3 protein-coding genes are annotated in these 23,676 nt (G+C 68.9%); all 3 read right to left on the bottom strand.

Annotated elements, in window-relative coordinates; genetic code table 11:
- Nucleotides 1–227: 227 nt before the first annotated feature.
- From A5747_RS22475 to A5747_RS25815, 3 genes are read right to left on the bottom strand one after another with little or no spacing between them, the layout of a single operon-like run.
- Nucleotides 228–8,306, bottom strand: a complete 8,079-nt coding sequence (locus tag A5747_RS22475; protein WP_076128430.1) for a non-ribosomal peptide synthetase — start codon at nucleotides 8,304–8,306, stop codon at nucleotides 228–230.
- Entirely contained in the window at nucleotides 8,303–19,129 is a 10,827-nt protein-coding gene (locus tag A5747_RS24685) for a non-ribosomal peptide synthetase (protein ID WP_198938243.1), read from the bottom strand. Before A5747_RS24685 ends, A5747_RS22475 begins: the two co-directional genes overlap by 4 nt.
- A complete protein-coding gene (locus tag A5747_RS25815) occupies nucleotides 19,116–23,672 on the bottom strand; it encodes a non-ribosomal peptide synthetase (protein ID WP_198938242.1) in 4,557 nt (1,518 codons plus the stop codon). The genes A5747_RS24685 and A5747_RS25815 overlap by 14 nt, the downstream gene beginning before the upstream one ends.
- Nucleotides 23,673–23,676: the final 4 nt, after the last annotated feature.

The raw sequence follows: 23,676 nt of genomic DNA, 5'->3' as shown, positions 1-23,676 counted from the left end.
CGCTTCGGCGCGTTTCTCCGCCGGAGCCCTAGCCCCTCCAGACGGTGAATTTTCGGTGCTCGTCAGTGACGCGCGAACAACAACCCCGACGTTGCCGCTCATAAGAACTTCATAAGCGGCGCCGAAGGATTCGCTGCCGACGGTTATTCGTCAAAGCGCACGGGCTCGACGTTGGCCGGCCGGGAGGCCGCGAAATCCCTTGGCGTGGTTCGGGTTCCGGCGCTCCGTCACTTCGACGTGGTGACGGCCGTCGGCATGCCGCCCAAGTGTTGACTCAAGCTCCGAACGGAGGCCGCGTCGAACAGTGTGCGCACCGTAAGGCGGACGCTCAAAGCGGTGTTGATCGCCGCGATAAGCCGCATCGCCGCCAGCGAATCCCCGCCCATGTCGAAAAACGAGTCATCGACGCCGACCCGCTCTATGCCCAGCACCCGGGCATAGATATCGGCCACGATCTCCTCGACCGCATTGGCCGGCGCGCGGTAGCCCTCGGCATCCGGGTGTTGCGGGGCCGGCGGCGCCGTGGGGTCGCGATGATCGCCTGGCCGGGCGTCCTCACCGGCGTCCAGCGCATCCATCGACGACAATGGCCGCGTCGGCTCCGTGGTCATCGTCGCCAACAGCCCGCGCAACCGTCCGATCAAGGCTTCGATGGCGGCCGCGTCGAAAAGCTCGGTGCGGTATTGCACGCGAAGCTCCAGCTCGCGGCCCGGCGCGGCTTGGATCGTGAGCGGGTAGTGGTAGTGGTCGCGGGTGGTGACGTCGGTGATGGCCAGCCCGTCGATGCCCGACAACGCCGCGGTTTCGGTCGGATAGTTTTCGTATACGAAGACGGTGTCGAACAACCTTTCCCGACCGGCGATGCGATGGATGTCGCTGAGCGCCAGGTGCTGGTGTTCGAGCGTGTGATTGTGGGCGCTTTGCAACTGGTCCAGCAGGTCTGCGGTGGTGGTTTCGGCCGTGACGGTGGCCCGTACCGGCACCGTGTTGATCAACAGGCCCACCATCGATTCCGCGCCGGGCACGTCGGCCGGTCGCCCCGATACGACGGCCCCGAAGGCGACGTCACGCTGACCGGTCAGCGACATCAGCAGAAGCGCCCAAGCGCCCTGCAGCACGGTGCTGACGGTGGTGCGCTGCGAGCGGGCCAGCTCGCCGATGGCGCGGGTGGTCTCCTCGGGCACCCGGAACGGTTGATCGCCGCGCTGCCCGAGCCCTAACCGATCCGGCGGGCCCACCAGGGTGGGGGTGTCGAAACCGGCCAACACGTCGCGCCAGGCCAACTGGGCGGCTCCGCTATCCCGATTGGCCAGCCAGTCGGCGAATCGGCGATACGGCACGGCGGCGGGCAGGCGATGCCCGCAGTAGCCGGCGAAGATCTCCCGCAGCAGGATCTGCAGGGACCAGCCGTCCATCAATATGTGGTGATTGGTGAGGACGAACCGGTGCCGATCCGCCCGGGTGCGGATCAACGCCACCCGAATGGCCGGTGGGTTGTCGAAATCGCAGACCGCGGCGCGTTCGTCGGCGCAGAGTCGCCGGATCTGCTCGTCGACATCGACGCCGCTTGCGTCCAGCTCGACGTAGCGCCACGGCGGCGCCGGATCGGCCGGGATGACTTGCACCGGCTCGTCGAATTGCGCGCAGAAGTGGGCCGCCAGGTTGGGATACCGCTTGACCACGGCGGACGCCGCATCGCGCAACCGGTGCTGGTCGAGCGGGCCCGTGATGGTGACGTCGAGCTGCACCGCATACGCGTCGTCACCCGATCCGTGCGCCGCGTCGGCGTGGAACAACAATCCCTGCTGCAGGGGGGTCAGCGGCAAGATGTCGGCGACGCGGTGTCGGCGCTCCAGGTCGTCGATCTGCCGCTGGCTCAACCGGGCCGGCACGATGTCCGACGGCGTCAGCCCGCCCCCGCCGCGGCGCACGTGCGCGCAGATGCCGCCGAGAACGTCGAACCACAGCCGGCTCAGCCGGCCGACCTGCTCTTCGTCGAGCGCCGATTGCGCCCACGTCCAGTTGGCCTGCAGGTGCGGGCCCGCGTCGGTATCGACGGTGGCGGCGTTGAGGTCGACGGTGTGCGGCAGCGGCATCGCGATGGCCGCGCTGACGCCGGCGATCTCCTCGCCGTCCGAGCTGACGCGCCAGAAATCGTCGGACATCTCGGTCGCCGCCGCACCGAGCCGCCCCAGGTAGTTGAAACCGATCCGCGGATCCGCTCCGGCCAGCTCCACATCGTCGTTCAGATAGCGCAGCAAGCCGTACGTCAACGGATCCGGCAGAGCGCGAAGCTGCTCCTTGGCCTCCTTGATGGCGGCCGCCAACGGGGCGTCGCCCGCCACGATCTGCGCCCAGGGCACCCCACCGACCGCCAGCGCCACCGGGTAGATGGTCGTGAACCACCCGACGGTGCGCGACAGGTCAAGATCGGGGGCCAGCTCCTCGTGCCGCCCGTGGCCCTCCACATCGATGCCGATCGGCGCGCCGTCGGTACCCAAAAACTGCGCCCACGCCAGGCCGAACGCGATCAACAGGATCTCGTGCACTCCGGCGTGAAACGCCGCCGGCGCCTCACCGAGCAGCACTCGGGTGGTCTCGACATCGAGCGACGCCGACAACCGTCCGGCACTGGCAAATGTGTCCTCCGCGGGCCGCACCGCGGGCAGCGCGGCCGGAATCGTCGCCACCCGCCGCCAAGCGTCCGCCTGGTCCACGACTTCCGGGCGGTGCGCATGCTCGGCCAGGAGGGATGCCCACCGGGCAAACGACGTCCCTTCCGCCGACAGGGCCACCGGCTGTCCCCCGCGATGCTGAACCCAGGCGATGTTCAGGTCGGTCAGCAGCACCCGCCACGACACCCCGTCGACGGCCAGATGGTGGATCAGCAACGCCAGCTGACCGGTCGACGGCACCCACAACGCGCTGAGCATCGCCCCGACGGCCGGGTTCAACCTCGACCGGGCCTGCAGCACCGCTTCATCGGAGAGCGCCTCGACGGATTGCAGGTGCGCGCTCGCGTGGACCAATCCCGCCTCGAGCACCGTCAACGACCAGCCGCGGGCTCCGTCGTCGGCGACGCGCAGCCGCAGCATGGGATGCCGGTCCAGCAACGCCTGCAGCACGACGACCACGTCGGCCTCGGTCACGCCCGCTGGAGCCTGCAACACCGCCGTCTGGTTGAACTGCTCGACGGGGCCACCCAGGCCCTTCAGCCACCGCATGATCGGGGTTGCTACCACATGCTTGACGCCCTCGTCCGCGGTGCGATCGGGGCCGATGGTCACGGAGAACAACGGGGCCTTGCGTGCCACCCGGGCCAGCCGGGCCACGGTCTGCTCGACGAAGATGTCGCGCGGCCGACACACCAGGCCGGCCACGTGCGCCCGCGCCACCACTTGCATCGACAGGATGCTGTCGCCGCCCAGCTCGAAGAACGACTCGTCGGCGCCGACCCGGTCCAGCCCGAGCACCTGGGCGTAGATACCGGCGAGGGTCTCCTCAACCGGGCCGTCCGGGGCGCGGTAGTGATCGACCTCCTGGTATTCCGGCGCGGGCAGGGCGCGGGTGTCGAGTTTGCCGTTGACGGTCAGCGGCAGGGCATCGATCACCAGCACCGCGGTCGGCACCATGTAGGACGGCAGCCGGTCGGCCAGTGCGGCGCGCGCCGCGGCCGGATCGGCGGTGCCGGTGACGTACCCGACCAGGCGCTTGTCGCCGGGGCGGTCCTCGCGGGCGATCACCACCGCCTGCTGCACGCCGGGCTGCGCCGCCAGCGCCGCCTGCACCTCGCCGAGTTCGATGCGATACCCGCGGATCTTGACCTGCTCGTCGGCACGCCCCAGATACCGCAGTTGTCCGTCGGCACCCCACGACACCAGGTCGCCGGTGCGATACATGCGTGCTCCCGGCGCTCCCGCGCCGGCGAAGGGGCAGGCGACAAACCGTGTCGCCGTCAATCCGGCCCGGCCGACATACCCGTACGCCAGCCCCCCACCGGCCACATACAGCTCCCCGACCACCCCGGGGGGCACCGGCCGCAACCAGCCGTCGAGCACGAAGAACCCGAGGTGTGCCAGCGGTACGCCGATCGGGCTGGCGTTGCTGTCGACATCGGCGTCGATGACCTCCCGGAACGACGCGTGCACCGTCGTCTCGGTGATGCCATACATGTTGATCAGCCGCGGCGATCCCGAGTGGTGGTGCAGCCACGTCGCCAGACGCTGGGGTTCCAGCGCCTCGCCGCCGAAGACCACGGTGTCGAGCTTGAGCTGGTCCCCCACCTCGGGCTGCAATGCGTCGGCGGTTTGCAGCGCATAAAACGCCGAGGGGGTCTGGCTCAACACGTTGGCTTGTTCTTTGACGAGCAAGGCATGGAGGTCTTCGGGCGAGCGCACCACCGAATCGGGCACCACGACGAGGCGCCCGCCGTGCAACAGTGCACCGAAGATCTCCCACACCGAGAAGTCGAACGCCAGGGAGTGGCATTGGGTCCACACCTGACCGGGCGACAGGTCGCGGTCCAGAGACTCCAGCAGCTGGGTCACGTTGCGGTGGGCGACGGCCACCCCCTTGGGGACGCCGGTGGTGCCCGAGGTGTAGATCAGGTAGGCGACGTCGGCGGGGGTCGGCCCCGGCAACGCGGCGCCGGGTTCGGCGTCGGCGGGGAGGTCGTCGACATCGACGACGGGAAGGCCGCATCCGTCCAGCCGCGCGGACAGTTCGGTGGTGGTGATCGCGGCGATCGGCGCGGCGTCGTCGAGCATGAACTCCATCCGCGCCGCCGGCGCCGAGGGGTCGATGGCCAGATACGCCGCCCCGGTTTTCAGCACCGCCAGGATCGACACGACGGCCTCGGCGGAACGAGCAAATAGCAGCGCCACGCACTCGCCCGGGCCGGCGCCCTGTCCGATCAGCAAGCGCGCCAACCGATTCGACGCCTCATCGACCTCGCGGTAGGTCATGCTGCGATCCCCACAGGTGATCGCCACCGCCTCCGGGGCTCGCGCCGCCTGCGCGGCGAACAGCACCGGAATCGACGCCGCGGGCGGGGCCGCCTCGGTCAGCACGGCACGGTTGCCCCACGTGTCCAGGCGGGCGTACTCACCGGCATCGAGCACATCCACCGACGACAACCGGCGGGCGGGATCGGCGGTGATCGCCACCAGCACGCGCCGCAGCCGCTCGATCAACGCCTCGATGCTCGACGCGTCGAACACGTCGGTGCGAAACTCCACCTCACCACCGATCCCGGCGGGCTGGCTGTCCTCGGTCCAGCGTTCGGCCAACGAGAACGTCAGGTCGGTGCGGGCGCTCTGGGTGTCCACCGGCAACGGGGTGGCCTGCACGTCACCCAAACTCAGCTTCGCGGGCTCGTTGTTCTGCCACGCCAACAACACCTGAACCAGCGGGTGATGGGTCAGCGACCGGGTGGGGTTGAGCCGCTCCACCAGCACCTCGAACGGCACGTCCTGATGTTCGTAGGCGGCCAGGCTGCGCTGGCGCACCTGCGCCAACACCTCGGCGACGGTGGGATCGCCGGTCAGGTCGACCCGCAGCACCAACGTGTTGACGAAAAAGCCGACCAGCTCGTCGAGCGCGGTGTCTCGCCGGCCGGCGATGGGGAATCCCACCGCCACATCGGGGCTGGCGCTGAGTTTGGACAGCAACACGGCCAGGGCGGCCTGCATCACCATGAAGCTGGTCGCACTGTGCTCACGGGCCAGCCGGGTGACCTGCTGCTGCAGCTCGACCGGCCAGTCGACCTTCACACTGGCGCCGCGGTGGTCGGCCACCGGCGGGTAGGGCCGGTCGGTGGGCAGCGCCAGGCGTTCGGGCATCCCGGCCAGGGCGGCCAGCCAGAATTCCAGCTGCGCGGCGATGCGGCTGTCCGGGTCGCTCAGCTCACCGAGCTGGTCGCGCTGCCACAACGTGTAATCGGCGTACTGCACCGGCAGCGGCGCCCACTCGGGCGCCTGTCCGGCACTTCGACTGGCATAGGCGACACCGAGATCCCGCACCAGCGGGGTCACCGACAACCCGTCGGCGGCGATGTGGTGCATCGCGGCCACCAAGACGTGTTCGTCCTCGGCGACGCGGAAAAGCCTTGCCCGCAAAGGGATCTCGGAGGCTAGATCGAAGGGGTGACGTGCCGCCCCGCCGATGGCCTCATCCAGGCGGCTAGCCGACCAGTCGGCGGCGTCGACGACGTCCCAACCAAAATCGGCCCGCTCGACGGGAACGACCACCTGCTCGGGCATGCCGTCGGGCGCCGCGAACAGCGTGCGCAGACTTTCATGGCGGCCCACCACATCGCCGAGCGCCGCGCCCAACGCGTCGACGTCAAACTCGCCGCGCAGCCGCAACGCCACCCCGATGTTGTAGGTCGGTGACGGTCCCTCCAGCTGGTCCAGGAACCACAACCGGGACTGGGCGAACGACAGCGGCAGGACCGCGGGGCGCGGGCCGGCCACCAACGGCTCGGGCCCCTCGCCGTCGACACCGATCCGGGGCGCCAACTGGGCGACCGTCGGCGCCTCGAACACCGTGCGCACCGCGAGGCCGGCATCCAGGGCGGTGTTGATCGCGGCGATCAGGCGCATCGCCGAAATGCTGTCCCCGCCCAGATCGAAGAACGACTCGTCGGCCCCGACCCGCGCCAGACCGAGCACCTGGGCAAAGACACCGGCCAGGGTCTCCTCGACCGGGCCGCTCGGGGCGCGGAAGTGATCGCCGTCCTGGTATTCCGGCGCCGGAAGCGCCCGGGTGTCCAGCTTGCCGTTGGAAGTCAGCGGCAGCGCGTCGATCGCGATGACCGCCGTGGGGACCATGTAGACCGGGAGCCGCTCGGACAGCACCGCGCGGATCTCGACCGGGTTCGCCGTCCCGATGACATAACCGACCAGGCGCTTGTCGCCGGGGCGGTCCTCGCGGGCGATGACGACCGCCTGCTCCACCCCATCAACGGCGGCGAGGGCGGCTTGCACTTCGCCGAGCTCTATGCGATAGCCGCGAATCTTGACCTGTTCGTCGGCGCGCCCCACATACTGCAGCTGCCCGTCGGTGCCCCAGCGCACGCGATCGCCGGTGCGATACATCCGCATCCCCGGACCGCCGAAGGGGCAGGCCACAAACCGGGTCGCCGTCAATCCGGCGCGACCGACATAGCCGGCGGCCACGCCGGTGCCGGCCACGTAGAGTTCCCCGACCACCCCGGTGGGCACGGGCCGCAACTTCCCGTCGAGGACGAACAACGCCGCCCCATCGACCGGCGAACCGATTGGCGGCGTCCCCGATCCCGCCTTCAGCGGTGCGCTGATCGACACGCACATCGTGGTCTCGGTGGGGCCGTAGCCGTTGACCATCACCCGCCCCGGCGCCCATCGATCCACCACTTCGGCCGGGCAGGCCTCACCGCCCATGACCAACGCCGACTCCACGCCCTCCGGTGACAACGCCGCCACCGCGGTTGGGGTTTGGGTCAACACGCTGACCCGCTCGGCAACCAGCAACGCGTGGAAGTCGTCGGGCGAGGCGGTCACCTCTTCGGACGCCACCACCACTCGCCCGCCACGTAGCAGCGCACCGAAGATCTCCCACACCGACACGTCAAACGCCAAGGAGTGACACAGCGCCCACACGCCAGGCGCCGGCAGACCGCCATCCAGCGTGGACAACAGTTCCGTCACGTTGCTGTGGGTGGTCGCAACCCCTTTGGGCACGCCCGTGGTGCCGGAGGTGTAGATCAGGTACGCGAAATCCCCGGCCGTCGGTGCCGGCGTCGGCAGCGCCGTAGTGGGCTGGGCGGCGATGCGCGGGTCGTTGACGTCGATGACCGGGACGTCATGCCCGTCCAACCGGCCGATCAGCCCGGCGGTGGTGATCGCGGCCACGGGCGCGGCATCGCCGAGCACGAACTGCACCCGGGCGTCGGGCACCACCGGGTCGATCGGCACGTAGGCCGCCCCCGTCTTCAATACCCCCAGGAGCGCCACGATCGCCCGTTCCGACCGCGGCAGTAGCAGCACGACGCACTGCCCGAGCCGCGCACCGTGGCCAGAAAGCAAGTGCGCCAACCGATTCGACGCCTCGTCTAACTCGCGATACGTCATGGTGCGGCCGTCGAAAGTCACCGCCGCCGCGTCCGGCGTGCGCGCCACATGAACGGCGAACAACGCAGGAATCGACGACGCCGCCGTCGGCGGCCGGGTCAATGCGGCCCTGTTGCCCCACACATCCAGCTGGGCGAACTCGTCCTCATCGAGCAGATCGATCGCCGATAATCGCTGCCCCGAACGGGCGCTCATGACTGCCCTTCGAGATCGGCGGTCATGGCCACGATCACCCGCCGCAACCGCTCGATCAGCATCTCGATGCTGGCCGCGTCGAACACGTCGGTGCGAAACTCCACTTCCCCGCCGATCCCGGCGGGCTCACCGGACTCGGTCCAACGCTCGGCCAAGCCGAACACCAGATCCATGCGAGCGGTGTCGGCCTCGGCCGGAACCTGCGTAACCCGTAGATCACCCAGCGCCCACGCGGCCGCGGGATCGTTGTCCTGCCCGGCAAGGTTCTGCCAGGCCAACGCCACCTGGATCAGCGGGTGATGACTCAGGCTTCGGGTGGGGTTCAGCCGCTCGACAAGCACCTCGAAGGGCACGTCTTGGTGCTCGTAGGCGGCCAGGCTGCGCTCGCGCACCTGGTCGAGCAATTCCTCGACGGTGGGGTCCCCGGCCAGATCGACGCGCAGCACCAAGGTGTTGACGAAGAAACCGACCAAGTCGGTCAGCGCGGGATCGCGACGCCCGGCTATCGGGAAACCGATTGCGACATCGCTGCTTCCGCTGAGCTTGGACAGCAGCACCGCCAGCGCGGCTTGCACCACCATGAAGCTCGTCGCGCCGTGCTCGCGCGCCACCTCACGCACCCGCTGCTGCAAGTCGGCCGGCCAGTCCACCTCGACACGGGCGCCGCGCTGATCGGCAACCGCCGGATAGGGCCGGTCGGTGGGAAGCTGCAACTGCTCGGGGATCCCGGCCAGGGCGTCCTCCCAATAGGCCACCTGCGCGGCGATGCGGCTGTGCGGATCGGTCAGCTCACCGAGCTGCTCGCGCTGCCACAGCGTGTAGTCGACGTATTGCACCGGCAGCGGCGCCCAGTCGGGGGCTTCTCCCTCGCAGCGGCTGGCATACGCCACGCCCAGGTCACGCACCAGCGGGCCAACCGACAACCCGTCGGAGGCAATGTGGTGTACCACGGCCACCAGCACGTGTTCGTCATCCGCTACCCGGAAAAGCATTGCCCGCAAAGGGATTTCGGCGGCGAGGTCGAATGCATACCGTGCCGCGGCGCCGACGGCCTCCCGCAGCCGGCTTTCCGGCCAGTCCGTCGCCTCGACCACGTCCCAACCAAAATCGGCCCGCTCCACCGGAATAACCAACTGCTGGGGGGTTCCGTCAACCGCCGGGAACAGCGTGCGCAGGCTCTCGTGGCGGCCGATCACGTCGGCGAGGGCCGCACCCAACGCGTCGGCGTCGAGGCGCCCGCACAGCCGCAACGCCACCGCCATGTTGTAGAGCGGGGACGGCCCCTGCATCTGGTCGAGGAACCACAACCGGTTTTGGGCGAACGACAGCGGGATCATCGCCGGCCGGTCGACGGCCACCAACGGCTCCAGCCCGTCCCCGCCCGCACCGATGCGGGGCGTCAGCTGCGCGACCGTGGGCCCCTCGAACAGGGCACGCACCGAAAGTCCGGCGTCCAGAGCGGAATTGATCGCGCCGATCACCCGCATCGCCGACAGTGAATCCCCGCCGAGCTCGAAGAACGACTCGTCGACCCCGACCCGCTCCAGCCCGAGCACCCGGGCATAGATCCCCGCGACGATCTCCTCGGTGAGGGTGGCCGGAGCCCGGTAACCGCCGGCGTCCTGATACTCCGGCGCCGGCAGCGCACGCTTGTCGAGCTTGCCGTTGACCGTCATCGGCAGGGCATCGACCACCACCACCGCGGCCGGCACCATGTATTCGGGCAACCGCTCGCCCAGCTTCGCGCGCGCCGCCGCCGGATCCGCGGTCCCGGTCACGTACCCGACCAATCGCTTGTCACCGGGTCGGTCCTCGCGGGCGATCACCACCGCCTGCTGCACCCCGTCCACCGCGGCCAGCGCGGCCTGCACTTCACCGAGCTCGATGCGATAGCCGCGGATCTTGACCTGCTCGTCGGCGCGCCCCAGATACCGCAACTGCCCGTCGGAACCCCAACACACCACATCGCCGGTGCGATACATACGTGTTCCTGGCGCGCCGGCGCCGACGAATGGGCAAGCCACAAACCGCGATCCGGTCAACCCCGCGCGGCCCACATAGCCATACGCCAACCCGGCACCGGCCACATACAATTCCCCGACCACCCCGGCGGGCACCGGTCGCAACCAGCCGTCGAGCACGAAAAAGCCCAGATGCGCCAACGGCACCCCGATAGGACTTGCCGCGCTGTCGACATCGCTGTGAATGACCTCGCGGAACGACGCGTGCACCGTCGTCTCGGTAATGCCGTACATATTGATCAGGCGCGGCAGGCCCTGGTGATTGTCCAACCAGGTCCCAACGCGCTGCGGCTCCAGCGCTTCACCGCCGAACACAACCGTCTCGAGCTTGAGTTGGTCGCCCAGCTCCGGAGATTGCGCGTCGACCGTTTGCAGCGCGTAAAACGCCGACGGGGTCTGGCTCAACACGCTGACCTGTTCGCGAATGAGCAAGGCGTGCAAGTGCCCCGGCGAGCGAACCACCGATTCGGGCACCACCACCAGCCGCCCACCGTGCAAGAGCGCGCCGAAGATCTCCCACACCGAGAAGTCGAACGCCAGCGAGTGGCATTGCGTCCACACCTGCCCGGGCGAGAGCCCCAGGTCGGCGTCCAAAGCCTCGAGTAGCTGGGTCACGTTGCGATGGGCGACGGCCACCCCCTTGGGAACTCCGGTGGTGCCCGAGGTGTAGATCAGGTAGGCGATCTCGTCGGGGGCCGGGGCCGGCAGCGGTGTGTTCGGCTGGGCGGCGATCCGCGGGTCGTCGACGTCGATCACCGGCAGCGGCTGCCCGGCCAGCCGGTCGGCGTGTGCGGCGGTGGTGATCGCGGCGACGGGCGCGGCATCGCCGAGCACGAACTGCATCCGAGCGTCCGGCACCGCCGGGTCGATCGGCACATAGGCCGCACCGGTTTTCAGCACCGCCAGGATCGACACGATCGCCTCGGCCGAGCGGGAAAACAGCAGCGCCACCCGCTGCCCCGGGCCTACGCCCTGGCCAATCAGCAAGTGCGCCAACCGATTCGACGCCTCGTCAACCTCCCGGTACGTCATCGGAAGTCCCTCGAAGCTGATGGCGACCGCCTCGGGGGCGCGGGCCACCTGCGCGGCGAACACCGCCGGAATCGACACCGCGGAGGTCGCGGGTTGGGTCAGCGCCGCGCGGTTGGCCCAGCCATCCAGGCGGGCCTGCTCCCCGGCATCGAGCACATCGACCGAGGAGAGCCGCCGTGCCGGGTCGGCGGTGATCGCCACCAAGACCCGCCGCAGCCGCTCGATGAGGGTTTCGATGCTGGCCGCGTCGAAGACGTCGGTGCGAAACTCCACCTCACCACCGATCCCGGCGGGCTCGCCAGTGTCCGTCCAGCGTTCGGCCAACGAAAACGTCAAATCCACACGGGCGCTATGGGTATCCGCCCGCAGCGGGCTGACCTCGAGATCACCCAACGCCACTCCGGCGGTGGGATCGCCTTGCTGCCAGTTCTGCCAGGCCAGCATCACCTGAACCAACGGATGATGTGCCAGGGAGCGGGCCGGGTTGAGCCGCTCGACCAACACCTCGAACGGCACATCCTGATGCTCATAGGCGGCCAGGCTGCGCGCACGCACCTGCGCCAGAACCTCGGCTACGGTCGGGTCCCCGGCCACATCGAGGCGCAACACCAGGGTGTTGACGAAGAAACCGACCAAGTCATCCAGTGCGGTGTCGCGGCGTCCGGCGATCGGGAATCCCACGGCCACATCGCTTGTCGCGCTGATCTTCGCCAGCAGCACCGCCAGCGCGGCCTGCATCACCATGAAGCTGGTCGCGTTGTGTTCCGCCGCCACGCGGCGCAGCTGCTGCTGCACCTCGACGGGCCACTCCACCGCAACCGTGGCCCCGCGGTAATCGGCCACCGGCGGATAGGGCCGATCGGTCGGCAATGCAAGGCGCTCCGGCATTCCCGCCAAAGCGCCCTCCCAGTACGCCAATTGCGCGCCGATCCGGCTCTCGCTGTCGTCGAGCTCACCGAATTGCGCACGCTGCCACAGCGTGTAATCGACGTACTGCACCGGCAACGGCATCCACCCCGGAGCCTGCCCCACCGCGCGGCTCGCGTAGGCCACGCCCAGATCGCGCACCAGCGGGCCGACCGAGAGTCCGTCGGCAGCGATGTGATGCACCACCGCGGCCAGCACATGCTCGTCCTCGCCCATGCGGAAAAGCCGCGCCCGCAACGGAATCGCGTCCGCCAAATCGAACGCGTGGGCCGCCATCTCCTCGATGGCGTCCCGCAGCCGGCCTTCCGACCAGCCCACGGCGTCGACGACATCCCAGCCGAAGTCGGCCCGCTCAGCCGGCATCACGACCTGCTGCGGTGCGCCCTGCGGCGCGACGAACACGGTGCGCAGGCTCTCATGGCGGGCCACCACATCGGCCAACGCCGAACTCAGCGCGTCGGCATCGAGCCGACCGCGCAGCCGCAGGGCCACCGCCATGTTGTAAACCGGTGAGGGACCGTGCAATTGGTCCAAGAACCACAACCGGTTCTGGGTGAACGACAACGGCACCACCGCCGGCCGCTCCCCGGCCACCAACGGCTCCAGCCGATCCCCTTCGGCGCCGACACGCAGGGCCAACTGCGCCACCGTCGGCGCCTCGAACAAGACACGCACCGCAAGCCCGGCATCCAACGACTTATTCGCCGCCGCGATCACCCGCATCGCCGAAAGCGAATCCCCACCCAGCTCGAAGAACGAGTCGTCGACACCCACGCGCTCGAGCCCCAATACCTGGGCGTAGATGCCGGCCAGGATCTCCTCCACCGCACCCGACGGAGCGCGATAGTGATCGCCGTCGCGGTATTCCGGTGCGGGCAGGGCGCGCTTGTCGAGTTTGCCGTTGACGGTCAGGGGCAGCGCATCGACGACGACGATCGCGGCCGGCACCATATACGGCGGCAGCTGGTCGGCCAGCGTGGCGCGCAGCCGGGTCGGCTCGACGGCCCCGGTCACGTAACCCACCAGCCGCTTGTCGCCCTGGCGGTCCTCGCGGGCGATCACCGCCGCCTGCTCCACGCCGTCGGCGGCGGCCAGCGCCGCCTGGACTTCACCGAGTTCGATGCGATAGCCGCGGATCTTGACCTGATCGTCGACGCGGCCCAGGTACTGCAACTGCCCGTCGGCGCCCCAGCGCACCAGATCCCCGGTGCGATACATCCGCGTCCCGGCCCCGCCGAACGGGCACGCCACAAACCGCGACGCCGTCAACCCCGCGCGGCGCACATACCCACACGCCACGCCGCGACCGGCCACATACAACTCCCCGACCACCCCGGCCGGCACCGGCCGCAACCACTCGTCGAGGACAAACGACGCCGCGCCCGGCACCGGCGAGCCGATCGGCGCCACCCCCGACCCCGCGGCCAGCGGCGCACTCATCGCCGCATAGACCGTGGCCTCGGTGGGCCCGTAGGCGTTGATCATCACCCGTCCCGGCGCCCATCGATCGACCAACTCGGTCGGGCAGGCCTCGCCGGCGACGATCAACGCCGTCGAATCCAGACCCTCCGGCGACAACATGCCCACGGCGGACGGGGTTTGGCCTAGGACGCTGACGTTTTCAGCGACCAGCAAGGCGTGGAAGTCCTCCGGCGAGCGCGCCACCGCCTCGGGCACGACCGCCAGGCGCCCGCCGTGCAACAGCGCACCGAAGATCTCCCAGACCGAGACGTCGAAGCTGTAGGAGTGCCACTGCGACCACACCTGTCCCGGTCCCGGCGGTAGGTCCGCGTGCAGCTTTTCCACCAGCTGGGTGACGTTGCGGTGAGTGACCGCCACGCCTTTGGGGACACCCGTCGTGCCCGAGGTGTAGATCAGGTACGCGATATCGTCACCCGCCGGCGCCCGCAAAGCCGTGTCGGGCTGGGCGCGAATCCGCGGGTCGCCGATATCGATGACCGCCACCTCATGACCGCGCAGCCGATCGGCGAACTCCGCGGTGGTGATCGCGGCGGCGGGCGCGGCATCGGCCACCATGAACCCGATCCGGGCCACCGGCAGCGCCGGGTCGATCGGCACATAGGCCGCCCCGGTCTTGAGCACCGCCAAAATTGCCACGATCGCCTCGGCCGACCGGGAAAACAGCAGCGCCACCGACTCCCCCGGGCCCGCGCCGTGGCCGGAAAGCAAGTGCGCCAACCGATTCGACGCCACATCCAACTCGCGATACGTCCACGAGTGTTCGCCGCAACTGAGCGCCGCCGCGTCGGGAGCGCGCGCCACCTGCGCGGCAAACAACTCCGGGATCGACACCGACGACGATTCGCCCGCGCTCAAGACGGACCGGTTGCCGATCTCGTCGAGCCGGGCGCGCTCGCCGGCGTCGAGGAGATTCACCGACGACAACCGGCGCTTCGGGTCGGTGGTCATGGCCACCAACACCCGCCGCAACCGCTCGACTAACGCCTCGATGCTTGCCGCGTCGAACACGTCGGTGCGAAACTCGATGTCCCCGCCGATCCCGGCGGGCTCGCCACTGTCGGTCCAATGTTCGGCCAACGAAAACGTCAAGTCCATGCGGGCGGTGTGGGTGTCCACCGGCAGCGGGGTGATTCGCAGGTCGCCGAGGTTCAGCGTCGCGGGCTCGTCGTGCTGCCAGGCCAACACCACCTGAATCAGCGGGGAATGGGTCAGGCTTCGGCTGGGGTTGAGCCGCTCCACCAAGACCTCGAAGGGCACGTCTTGGTGCTCGTAGGCGGCCAGGCTGCGCTGGCGCACCTGGTCCACCAAGTCGGCGGCGGTGGGATCACCGGCCAGATCGACCCGCAGCACCAACGTGTTGACGAAGAAACCCACCAAGTCGTCCAGCGCGGGATCACGCCGCCCGGCGATCGGGAATCCCACCGCCACATCGCTGCTGGCGCTCAGCTTGGACAGCAGCGCCGCCAGTGCGGCCTGGACAACCATGAAACCGGTCGCGTCGTGCTCGCGCGCCACTCGCGCGATCTGCTGCTGCAGCTCCGCCGGCCAATTCACCGCGACTTTGGCGCCGCGGTAATCGGCGACGGGCGGATAGGGCCGATCGGTGGGCAGCTGCAACCGCTCGGGGAGCCCGGCCAGCGCGTCCTCCCAGTACGCCAGCTGCGCGGCGATGCGACTCTGACCGTCGTCGAAGTCGCCCAGCTGCTGGCGCTGCCACAGCGTGTAGTCGACATACTGCACCGGCAAGGGCGCCCAGTCGGGGGCTTGCCCCATGGATCGGCTGGCATACGCCTGGCCCAGATCACTCACCAGCGGTCGCACCGACAACCCGTCGGCGGCGATGTGATGCACGACGGCCACCAGCACGTGCTCGTCGTCGGCGACGTGGAAAAGCCTTGCCCGCAAAGGAATTTCGGCTCCCAGGTCGAAACCAGAGCGGACCGCCTCGTCGACGGCTCCATTGAGACGGCTTTCCGGCCAGTCGGTGGCGTCGATGATCTGCCAACCGAAATCGGCCCGTTCGGCGGGGGCGATCAGCTGCCGCGGTACTCCGTCGGGCGCCGCGAACAGCGTGCGCAGCGACTCGTGGCGGCCCACCACGTCGGCCAGCGCCGCACCCAGCGCATCGGCGTCGAGGCGCCCACCCAGCCGCAACGCCACGGCCATGTTGTAGACGGGTGACGGACCCTCCAACTGGTCCAGGAACCACAACCGGCTCTGGGCAAACGACAGCGGAATCACCGCCGGTCGCGGGGTGGCCACCAACGGCTCCAGCCTGTTCCCCTCCGCGCCAACGCGGGGCGCCAACTGCGCCACCGTGGGCGCCTCGAATAGATCCCGCACCGATAGGCCGGCGTCCAAAGACTTGTTGGCCGCGGCGATCACGCGCATCGCCAGCAGCGAATCCCCGCCCAAGTCGAAGAACGACTCGTCGACCCCGACCCGGTCCAGCCCCAACACCTGGGCGTAGATCCCGGCCAGCGTCTCCTCGGCGACTGTGGCCGGAGCGCGATAGCGATCGGCGTCCGAGTATTCCGGCGCCGGCAGGGCCCGTTTGTCGAGCTTGCCGTTGACCGTCAACGGCAGCGCGTCCAACACCACCACCGCGGCGGGGACCATGTACTCGGGCAGCCGCTCGGCCAGCCTCGCGCGCGCCGTGGCCGGCTCGACGCTCCCCGTCACGTAGCCCACCAGGCGCTTGTCGCCGGGGCGGTCCTCGCGGGCGATCACCACCGCCTGCTCCACCCCGTCCACACCGGCCAAGGCCGCGCGGACTTCGCCCAGCTCGATGCGGAACCCGCGGATCTTGACCTGCTCATCGGCGCGGCCCAGATACCGCAGCTGCCCATCGGCGCCCCAGCAGACCAGGTCCCCGGTGCGATACATGCGTGCCGCGGGTCCGCCGAACGGGCACGCCACGAACCGGGACGCGGTCAAACCGGCCCGGCGCAGATACCCGTAGCCGACCCCCGAACCCGCGACGTACAGCTCCCCGACCACGCCCGCGGGCGCAGGCCGCAACCAGCCGTCGAGCACGAAAAAGCCCAGATTGGCCAGGGGCACACCGATCGGGCTGACGTTGCCGTCGACGTCGTCGCCGACGATCTCGCGGAACGAGGCATGCACGGTCGTCTCGGTGGTGCCATACATGTTGATCAGCCGCGGCAACCCTTGGTGGTTGCCCCGCCATGCCCGAAGACGTTGTGGTTCAAGGGCTTCCCCGGCGAACACCACCACCTCGAGGCTCAGCTGTCGGCCGAGCTCGGGCGCCAGCGCCTCGGCGGTTTGCAGCGCGTAAAACGCCGACGGGGTCTGGCTCAACACGCTGACCCGTTCGGCGGCCAGCAGGGCGAGGAAATCTTCGGGTGAGCGCGCCACCGACTCGGGCACCACCACCAGCCGACCGCCATGCAGCAGCGCACCCCACATCTCCCACACCGAGACGTCGAATGCCAACGAATGCCACTGCGACCAAACCCGTTCCGCCATCTCGAGGCGATCGCGCGTGGCGTCCAGCAATTCGGTCACGTTGCGGTGGGATATGGCAACCCCCTTGGGGACGCCGGTCGTTCCCGACGTGTAGATCAGGTAGGCGACGTCCTCGGCGTCCGGCGCCGGCAACGCCGTGGCGGGTTGGGAGCGAATCCGCGGGTCGTCGAGATCGACGACCGGTAGGCCGGACCCGGCCAGCCGCTCGGCCAGCTCGCCGGTGGTGATGGCGACGGCGGGCGCGGCATCACCGAGTACGAACTCCATCCGCGCCGCCGGCACCGCCGGGTCGATCGGCACGTACGCCGCACCGGTTTTCAGCACCGCCAGGATCGCCACGATCGCCTCCGCCGACCGCGACGACAGCAGCGCGACCCGCTCACCCGGACCGGCGCCCTGGCCGATCAGCAAGCGCGCCAACCGATTCGACGCCTCGTCCAGTTCGCGGTATGTCATGCCGCGGCCATCGAAGGTCAGCGCCACCGCCTCCGGGGCGCGGGCCGCCTGCGCGGCAAACAGCGCCGGGATCGACTCCGTGGACTTCGCCGGTCCGGTCAACACCCCGCGGTTGGCCCACGCATCGAGGCGGGCCCGCTCCGGCTCGTCGAGCAGATCCGTCGACGACAACCGCCGCGCCGGGTCGGTCGTCATCGTCGCAAGGATCCGCTGCAGCCGCTCGATCAGTGTGTCGATGGTGGACGCGTCGAACACGTCGGTGTCGAATTCGACGCGTAAGCGCAACTCGCTGCCGGGCGACACTTGCACCGCGAGCGGGTAGTGGTTGTATTCGTGGTTGGTGAACTCGGTTACCGCCAACCCGTCGACGCCCAGCAGTCCATCGGTATCGAGCGGGTAATTCTCGAACGCGAACAACGTGTCGAACAGCTGGTCGTGACCCGTGGCGCGGTGGATCTCGCGCAGCGCCAGATGCTGGTGGTCAAGCGTATTGCCGTGCGTGGTTCGCAGCTGCTCCAGTAGGTCCGCGGTGGTGGTCGCTGCCGTGATGCGAGCGCGCATCGGCACCGTGTTGATCAGCAGCCCCACCATCGAGTCCGCCCCGAGTACGTCGGGCGGCCGACCCGAGACGGTGATACCGAACGCGACGTCGTGCCGGCCCGTCAGCAGGGTCAGCAGCTGCGCCCACGCGCCCTGTAGCACGACGTTGGCCGTGGTGTGGCAGGAGCGCGCCAACTCACCGATGGCCTTGGTGGTCTCCTCGGCGACCCGAAACGACGCGACGCTTCGCCGCCCGAGCCGCAACGGGTTAGGGCCGCCCACGAGTGTCGGCGTATCGAAACCGGCGAACGCCTCCCGCCACGCCGCGTGGGCGGACGCGAAGTCTTGATCGGCCAGCCAGGTGACAAACCGGCGATAGGGCGCGGCCGCGGGCAGCCGCTGTCGGTGATAGCTGGCGAAGATTTCTTGCAGCACGATCGGCAGTGACCAGCCGTCGACCACGATGTGGTGAAAGGTCAGCACAAAGCGGTGCCGGTCGGCCGCGGTGCGGATTAAGGCGGCCCGAAAGGGCAGTTCGGTACCGAGTTCGCAGACCGAGGCGCGTTCGACGGCACACAGCCGCTCGATGTCATCGCCGTCATCGCCGTCGAGCTCCACATAGCGCCAGGGCACCTCGGGATCAGCCGGGATGATCTGCACCGGCTGGTCGAACTGTTCGCTGAATCGGGCGGCGAGGTTGGGATGCCGGTTGGCCATTGCCTGCACCGCATCGCGCAGGCGATGCGGGTCAAGCGGGCCGGTAACGGTGATATCCAGTTGCACCGCATACAGATCGTCGCTACCTAGCGCAGTGCTGGCGTGAAATAGCAGCCCCTGTTGCAGCGGGGTCAGCGGCAGGACGTCAGCAATCCGCATATTGTCGCTGGAGCTCGTCGATCTGCTGCTGGCTAAGACCGGCAAGTGCGATGTCAGACGGCGTCAGCCCACCCCCACCGCCGCGCACGTGCGCGCAGATGCCGGCCAGGGCCTCGAACCACAACCGGCTCAGCCGGCTGATCTGCGCGCGGTTCAGCGCCGACGGTGCCCAGGTCCAGTTGGCGTGCAGGCGCGGGCCGGCCGCGGTGTCCACGGTGCCGGCATTGAGGTCCAGCGTGTGCATCAGCGGCGTCGGCACCGCGGCCGCTGCGGAGGTCAGCGACCAGTCTTCCTGGCTGAGCTGCCACAGATCGCCCGATGCCTGGGACGCGGGGGCGCCCAACCGACCGAGGTAGTTGAACCCGACCGGCGGGTCCGACTCGGCCAGGTCGACATCGTTGTTGAGGTAGCGCAGCAGCCCGTAGGTCACACCGTCCGGGACGGCCCGGAGCTGCTCTTTCGCGTCCTTGAGCACCGCACCAAGCGCGGCTTCACCGGCTCCCACCTGCTCCCAGGACAGCCCGCCGACGGCCAGGGAGACCGGGTATTTGGTGGTAAACCATCCGACCGTGCGCGACAGGTCCACATCGGCGGCCAGCTCCTCGTGACGCCCGTGTCCCTCGACATCGACTCCGATCGGGGCGCTGCCGGTGCCCAAGAACTCCGCCAGCGCCAGCCCGAACGCAATCAACAAAATGTCCTGCACGCCGGCGTGGAAGGCCGCCGGTACCTCGCCGAGCAGCATCCGGGTCGTCTCGACATCCAGCTCCGCCGACAGCACTCCCGCAGTCGCATACGTATCCACCGCCGGTTGCACCGCCGGCAACGCGCTATGCATCGCGGCCAACTGGCGCCACGTCTCGGCCTGGTCCATCACGTCGGCGGCGTGCGCCTGTCCGGCCAGTAGCTTCGCCCACCGGGCAAACGACGTCCCGCCGGCCGGCAACGCCACTGGCTGCCCGCTGTGACGCTGGGCCCACGCAATGTTGATGTCCTCCAACAGGATTCGCCAGGACACCCCGTCGACGGCCAGATGGTGACAAATCAACGCCAACTGGCCGGTGGAGGCTGCCCACACAGCGCTCAGCATCACGCCGGCCGCGGGGTCCAGCCGCGACCGCGCCTGGGCCAGCGCCTCCTCGGACAACACATCGACGGTGCGCACGCACTCACGCGCATCCACCGATCCAACCTCGGGCACCGTCAAGGACCAGCCCCGGGCGCCGTCGTCGACGCGCAGGCGCAACATGGCATGCCGATCCAGCAAGGCCTGCACCACGACCACGACGTCGGCCTCGATCACGCCGGCGGGGGCATGCACCACCACCGTCTGGTTGAACTGGTCGACGGGACCGTCGACGCTTTCCAGCCAGCGGATGATCGGGGTGGATACCACCGGTCCGAGACCCTCATCGACCGGGCCGCCCGCATCGTTGGCCATATCGGCCACCCGGGCCAGCCGGGCCACGGTCTGCTCGACGAAGATGTCGCGCGGCCGGCACACCACACCGGCCGCTCGGGCCCGGGCCACCACCTGCATCGACAGGATGCTGTCGCCGCCGAGCTCGAAGAACGAGTCGTCGACGCCGACCCGCTCCAGTCCGAGGACCTGGGCGTAGATGCCCGCCAGGAGCTCCTCGACCGCGCTGTCGGGGGCGCGATAACCGTCGGCGTCGTGATACTCCGGTGCCGGCAAGGCACGTTTGTCGAGCTTGCCGTTGACCGTCAGCGGCAGCGCCTGCAACGCGACCACCGCCGCCGGCACCATGTAGTCGGGGAGCCGCTCGGCCAGCGTCGCACGCGCGGCGGCCGGGTCGGCGCTGCCGGTCACATACCCCACCAGGCGCTTGTGCCCGGAGTGATCCTCGTGGGCGATGACCACCGCCTGCTGCACCCCGTCCACGCCGGCCAGCGCCGCTTCGACCTCGGCGAGTTCGATGCGGAACCCGCGGATCTTGACCTGCTCGTCGGCCCGCCCGAGATACTGCAGCTGCCCGTCGGCGCCCCAGCAGACCAGGTCCCCGGTGCGATACATCCGCGCGCCCGGCCCGCCGAAGGGGCAGGCCACAAACCGCGACGCCGTCAAACCCGCCCGGCGCAGGTAACCGTGCCCCGTTCCACGGCCGGCGACATACAGCTCACCGACCACACCGGCGGGCACCGGCCGCAACCACCCGTCCAGCACGAAGAAGCCGAGGTGCTCCAGCGGCCCCCCGACGGGACTGGCCGTGCTGCCGATGTCGCTGCGAACGATCTCGCGGAACGAGGCATGCACCGTGGTCTCGGTGGTGCCGTACATGTTGATCAGCCGCGGCAAGCCCTGGTGGTTGTCCAGCCAGGTCCGAAGACGTTGTGGTTCAAGCGCTTCGCCGGCGAATATCACCGTTTGGAGCTTCAGCTGATCGCCCAGCTCGGGTGACAGCGCGTCGGCGGTTTGCAGCGCGTAAAACGCCGACGGGGTCTGACTCAACACGCTGACCTGTTCGGCAACCAGCAAGGCGTGGAAGTCTTCCGGGGAGCGCGCCACCGACTCGGGCACCACCACCAGCCGACCACCGTGCAGCAGCGCACCCCAGATCTCACAGACCGAGACGTCGAATGCCAACGAATGCCACTGCGACCAGACCTGGCCCACCAGCCCCAGGTTGTCGTCGAGCGAAGCCATCAGCTGCGTCACGTTGTGGTGAGTGATGGCAACGCCTTTGGGGACACCGGTGGTGCCCGAGGTGTAGATCAGGTAGGCGACGTCCTCGGCGTCCGGGGCGGGCAAGCCCGTGCTGGGCTGGGTCGCGATCCGGGGGTCGTCAACGTAGATGATCGGTACGTCGCAGTGCTGCAGCCGGTCGGCCAGTCCTGCGGTGGTGAGCGCGGCGATCGGCATGGCGTCGTCGACCATGAATTCGGTGCGGGCCGCCGGCACCGCCGGATCGATCGGCACATACGCCGCCCCGGTCTTCAACACCGCCAAGATCGACACGATCGCCTCGGCCGACCGCGACAGCAGCAACGCCACCCGCTCGCCCGGGCCCACCCCCTGGCCGGCCAGCAAGTGCGCCAACCGGTTCGACGCCTCATCGAGTTCGCGATACGTCATGCCGCGGCCCTCATAGGTCACGGCCACCGCGTCGGCGGCGCGCCCGACCTGCGCGGTGAACAAACCTGGAATCGACACCGACGCCGTCGGCTCGGTCAGCACCGACCGGTTGCCCCAATCATCGATGCGGGCCCGCTCAGACTCACCGAGCAGATCCATCGACGACAGCCACCGACCGGGATCGGCGGTCATCGCCGCAAACACCCGCTCCAGCCGCCGTGCCAAGTCGTGCACATCGCAGTTCGCAAACAACTGGCCAGCGCCCGGGGTGCTGAGATAAAGCTTTTCCTCGTCCCGGAAAAAGACCAGCCGGAACTGATCCCCCAAACCGTCGTGGGTCAGCGTCGCCGTCACGGCGGAACCGGCGAGATCCGTCAGGTGCGTCGTCGGAATGAAATTGACGGCGATCCGGCTCGATGCCTGCCCGGAGGCGCGATAACGCGCGGTGTTCTCGATCGCGTGCACCGGGAACCGTTGGTGCCGAACCGTTTCGCGGATCCGCGTGTCGACATGCTCACAAAACTCGGCGACCGTCGACCCCGGCGACGCCGTCAACACCAATGGGACGACGCCGGACGCCATCCCGGGCACCAACTTGACCTCGGAATCCACCCGCCTGCTGACCGGAAAGTCGAACACGACCTCCGAACCCTCGATGTCGCAGCCACGCACCAGCAGCGCGCAGGCCGCGGTCAGCACCGACGATCGGCGCATCCCCAACGCCCGCGCCAGCTCGTCCATCTTGGCCACCTCGGCCGGGTCCAGTTGAACGGGAACGGAAAACGCATCCCAATCGCGCCCGTTCGCGGCGGCGGCCAGCCGATAACGTGGTTCGTTTTCCGGCCGCAGGCTCGCGCTCCAATAGGCCTGATCGTTGACGTAGTCGCTGGACGCTTCGTACTCGAGCTCGTTGTCGATCAGATCGGTCAGCGACCCGAAAAACGCGGGCGGAACGGACGCGCCGGATGCAATAGCGCTGTAGACCGTGGCGACGCGATGCAGAACGAGTGCCAGGCCCACGCCGTCGGTCACGATGTGGTGGCAGCAGACGAAGAAATAAAACTCATCGATGCGAGTCTGCATCAACGCGAATTTGAACAGCGGACCGCTCAGCGGCATCACCGTGCGCTGAATCGACGACGCCAGCCGATAGGCGTCACGCTCGGGATCGTGCGAGCCCGTCAGGTCATAGCGCGCCAGCTCCACGTGTGGGTCGTCCACGATCTTCTGGAAAACCTGGCCGTCCTGCTGGAAAAACGACGCCCGCAGCGGTTCGGCCTCGCTGACCGCCTGTCGGATCGCCGACTCGAACAAATCAGGGTCGATCGGGCCCGCGATTCGCACGAATACGCCCAATTGCCACCTGGCGCCGAAAACACCGGCCTCCTCGGCCAGCCAGATATCCAACTGTCCCCGTGTCAGCGGAAGTGCCCGCTCCTCAAGTCTCATCAGA

It is taken from the genome of Mycobacterium sp. IS-836 (assembly GCF_001954275.1).
In the GTDB taxonomy this organism is placed as follows: Bacteria; Actinomycetota; Actinomycetes; order Mycobacteriales; family Mycobacteriaceae; genus Mycobacterium.
Note: the sequence above shows the minus strand (reverse complement) of the source record. Positions and strands in the feature narration are given on the sequence as shown.

What these genes read in the sequence shown, in the direction of transcription:
- A5747_RS22475 (WP_076128430.1), bottom strand. Translation starts at nt 8,306, where the DNA reads ATGAGCGCCCGTTCGGGGCAGCGATTATCGGCGATCGATCTGCTCGAT.
- A5747_RS24685 (WP_198938243.1), bottom strand. Translation starts at nt 19,129, where the DNA reads ATGCGGATTGCTGACGTCCTGCCGCTGACCCCGCTGCAACAGGGGCTG.
- A5747_RS25815 (WP_198938242.1), bottom strand. Translation starts at nt 23,672, where the DNA reads ATGAGACTTGAGGAGCGGGCACTTCCGCTGACACGGGGACAGTTGGAT.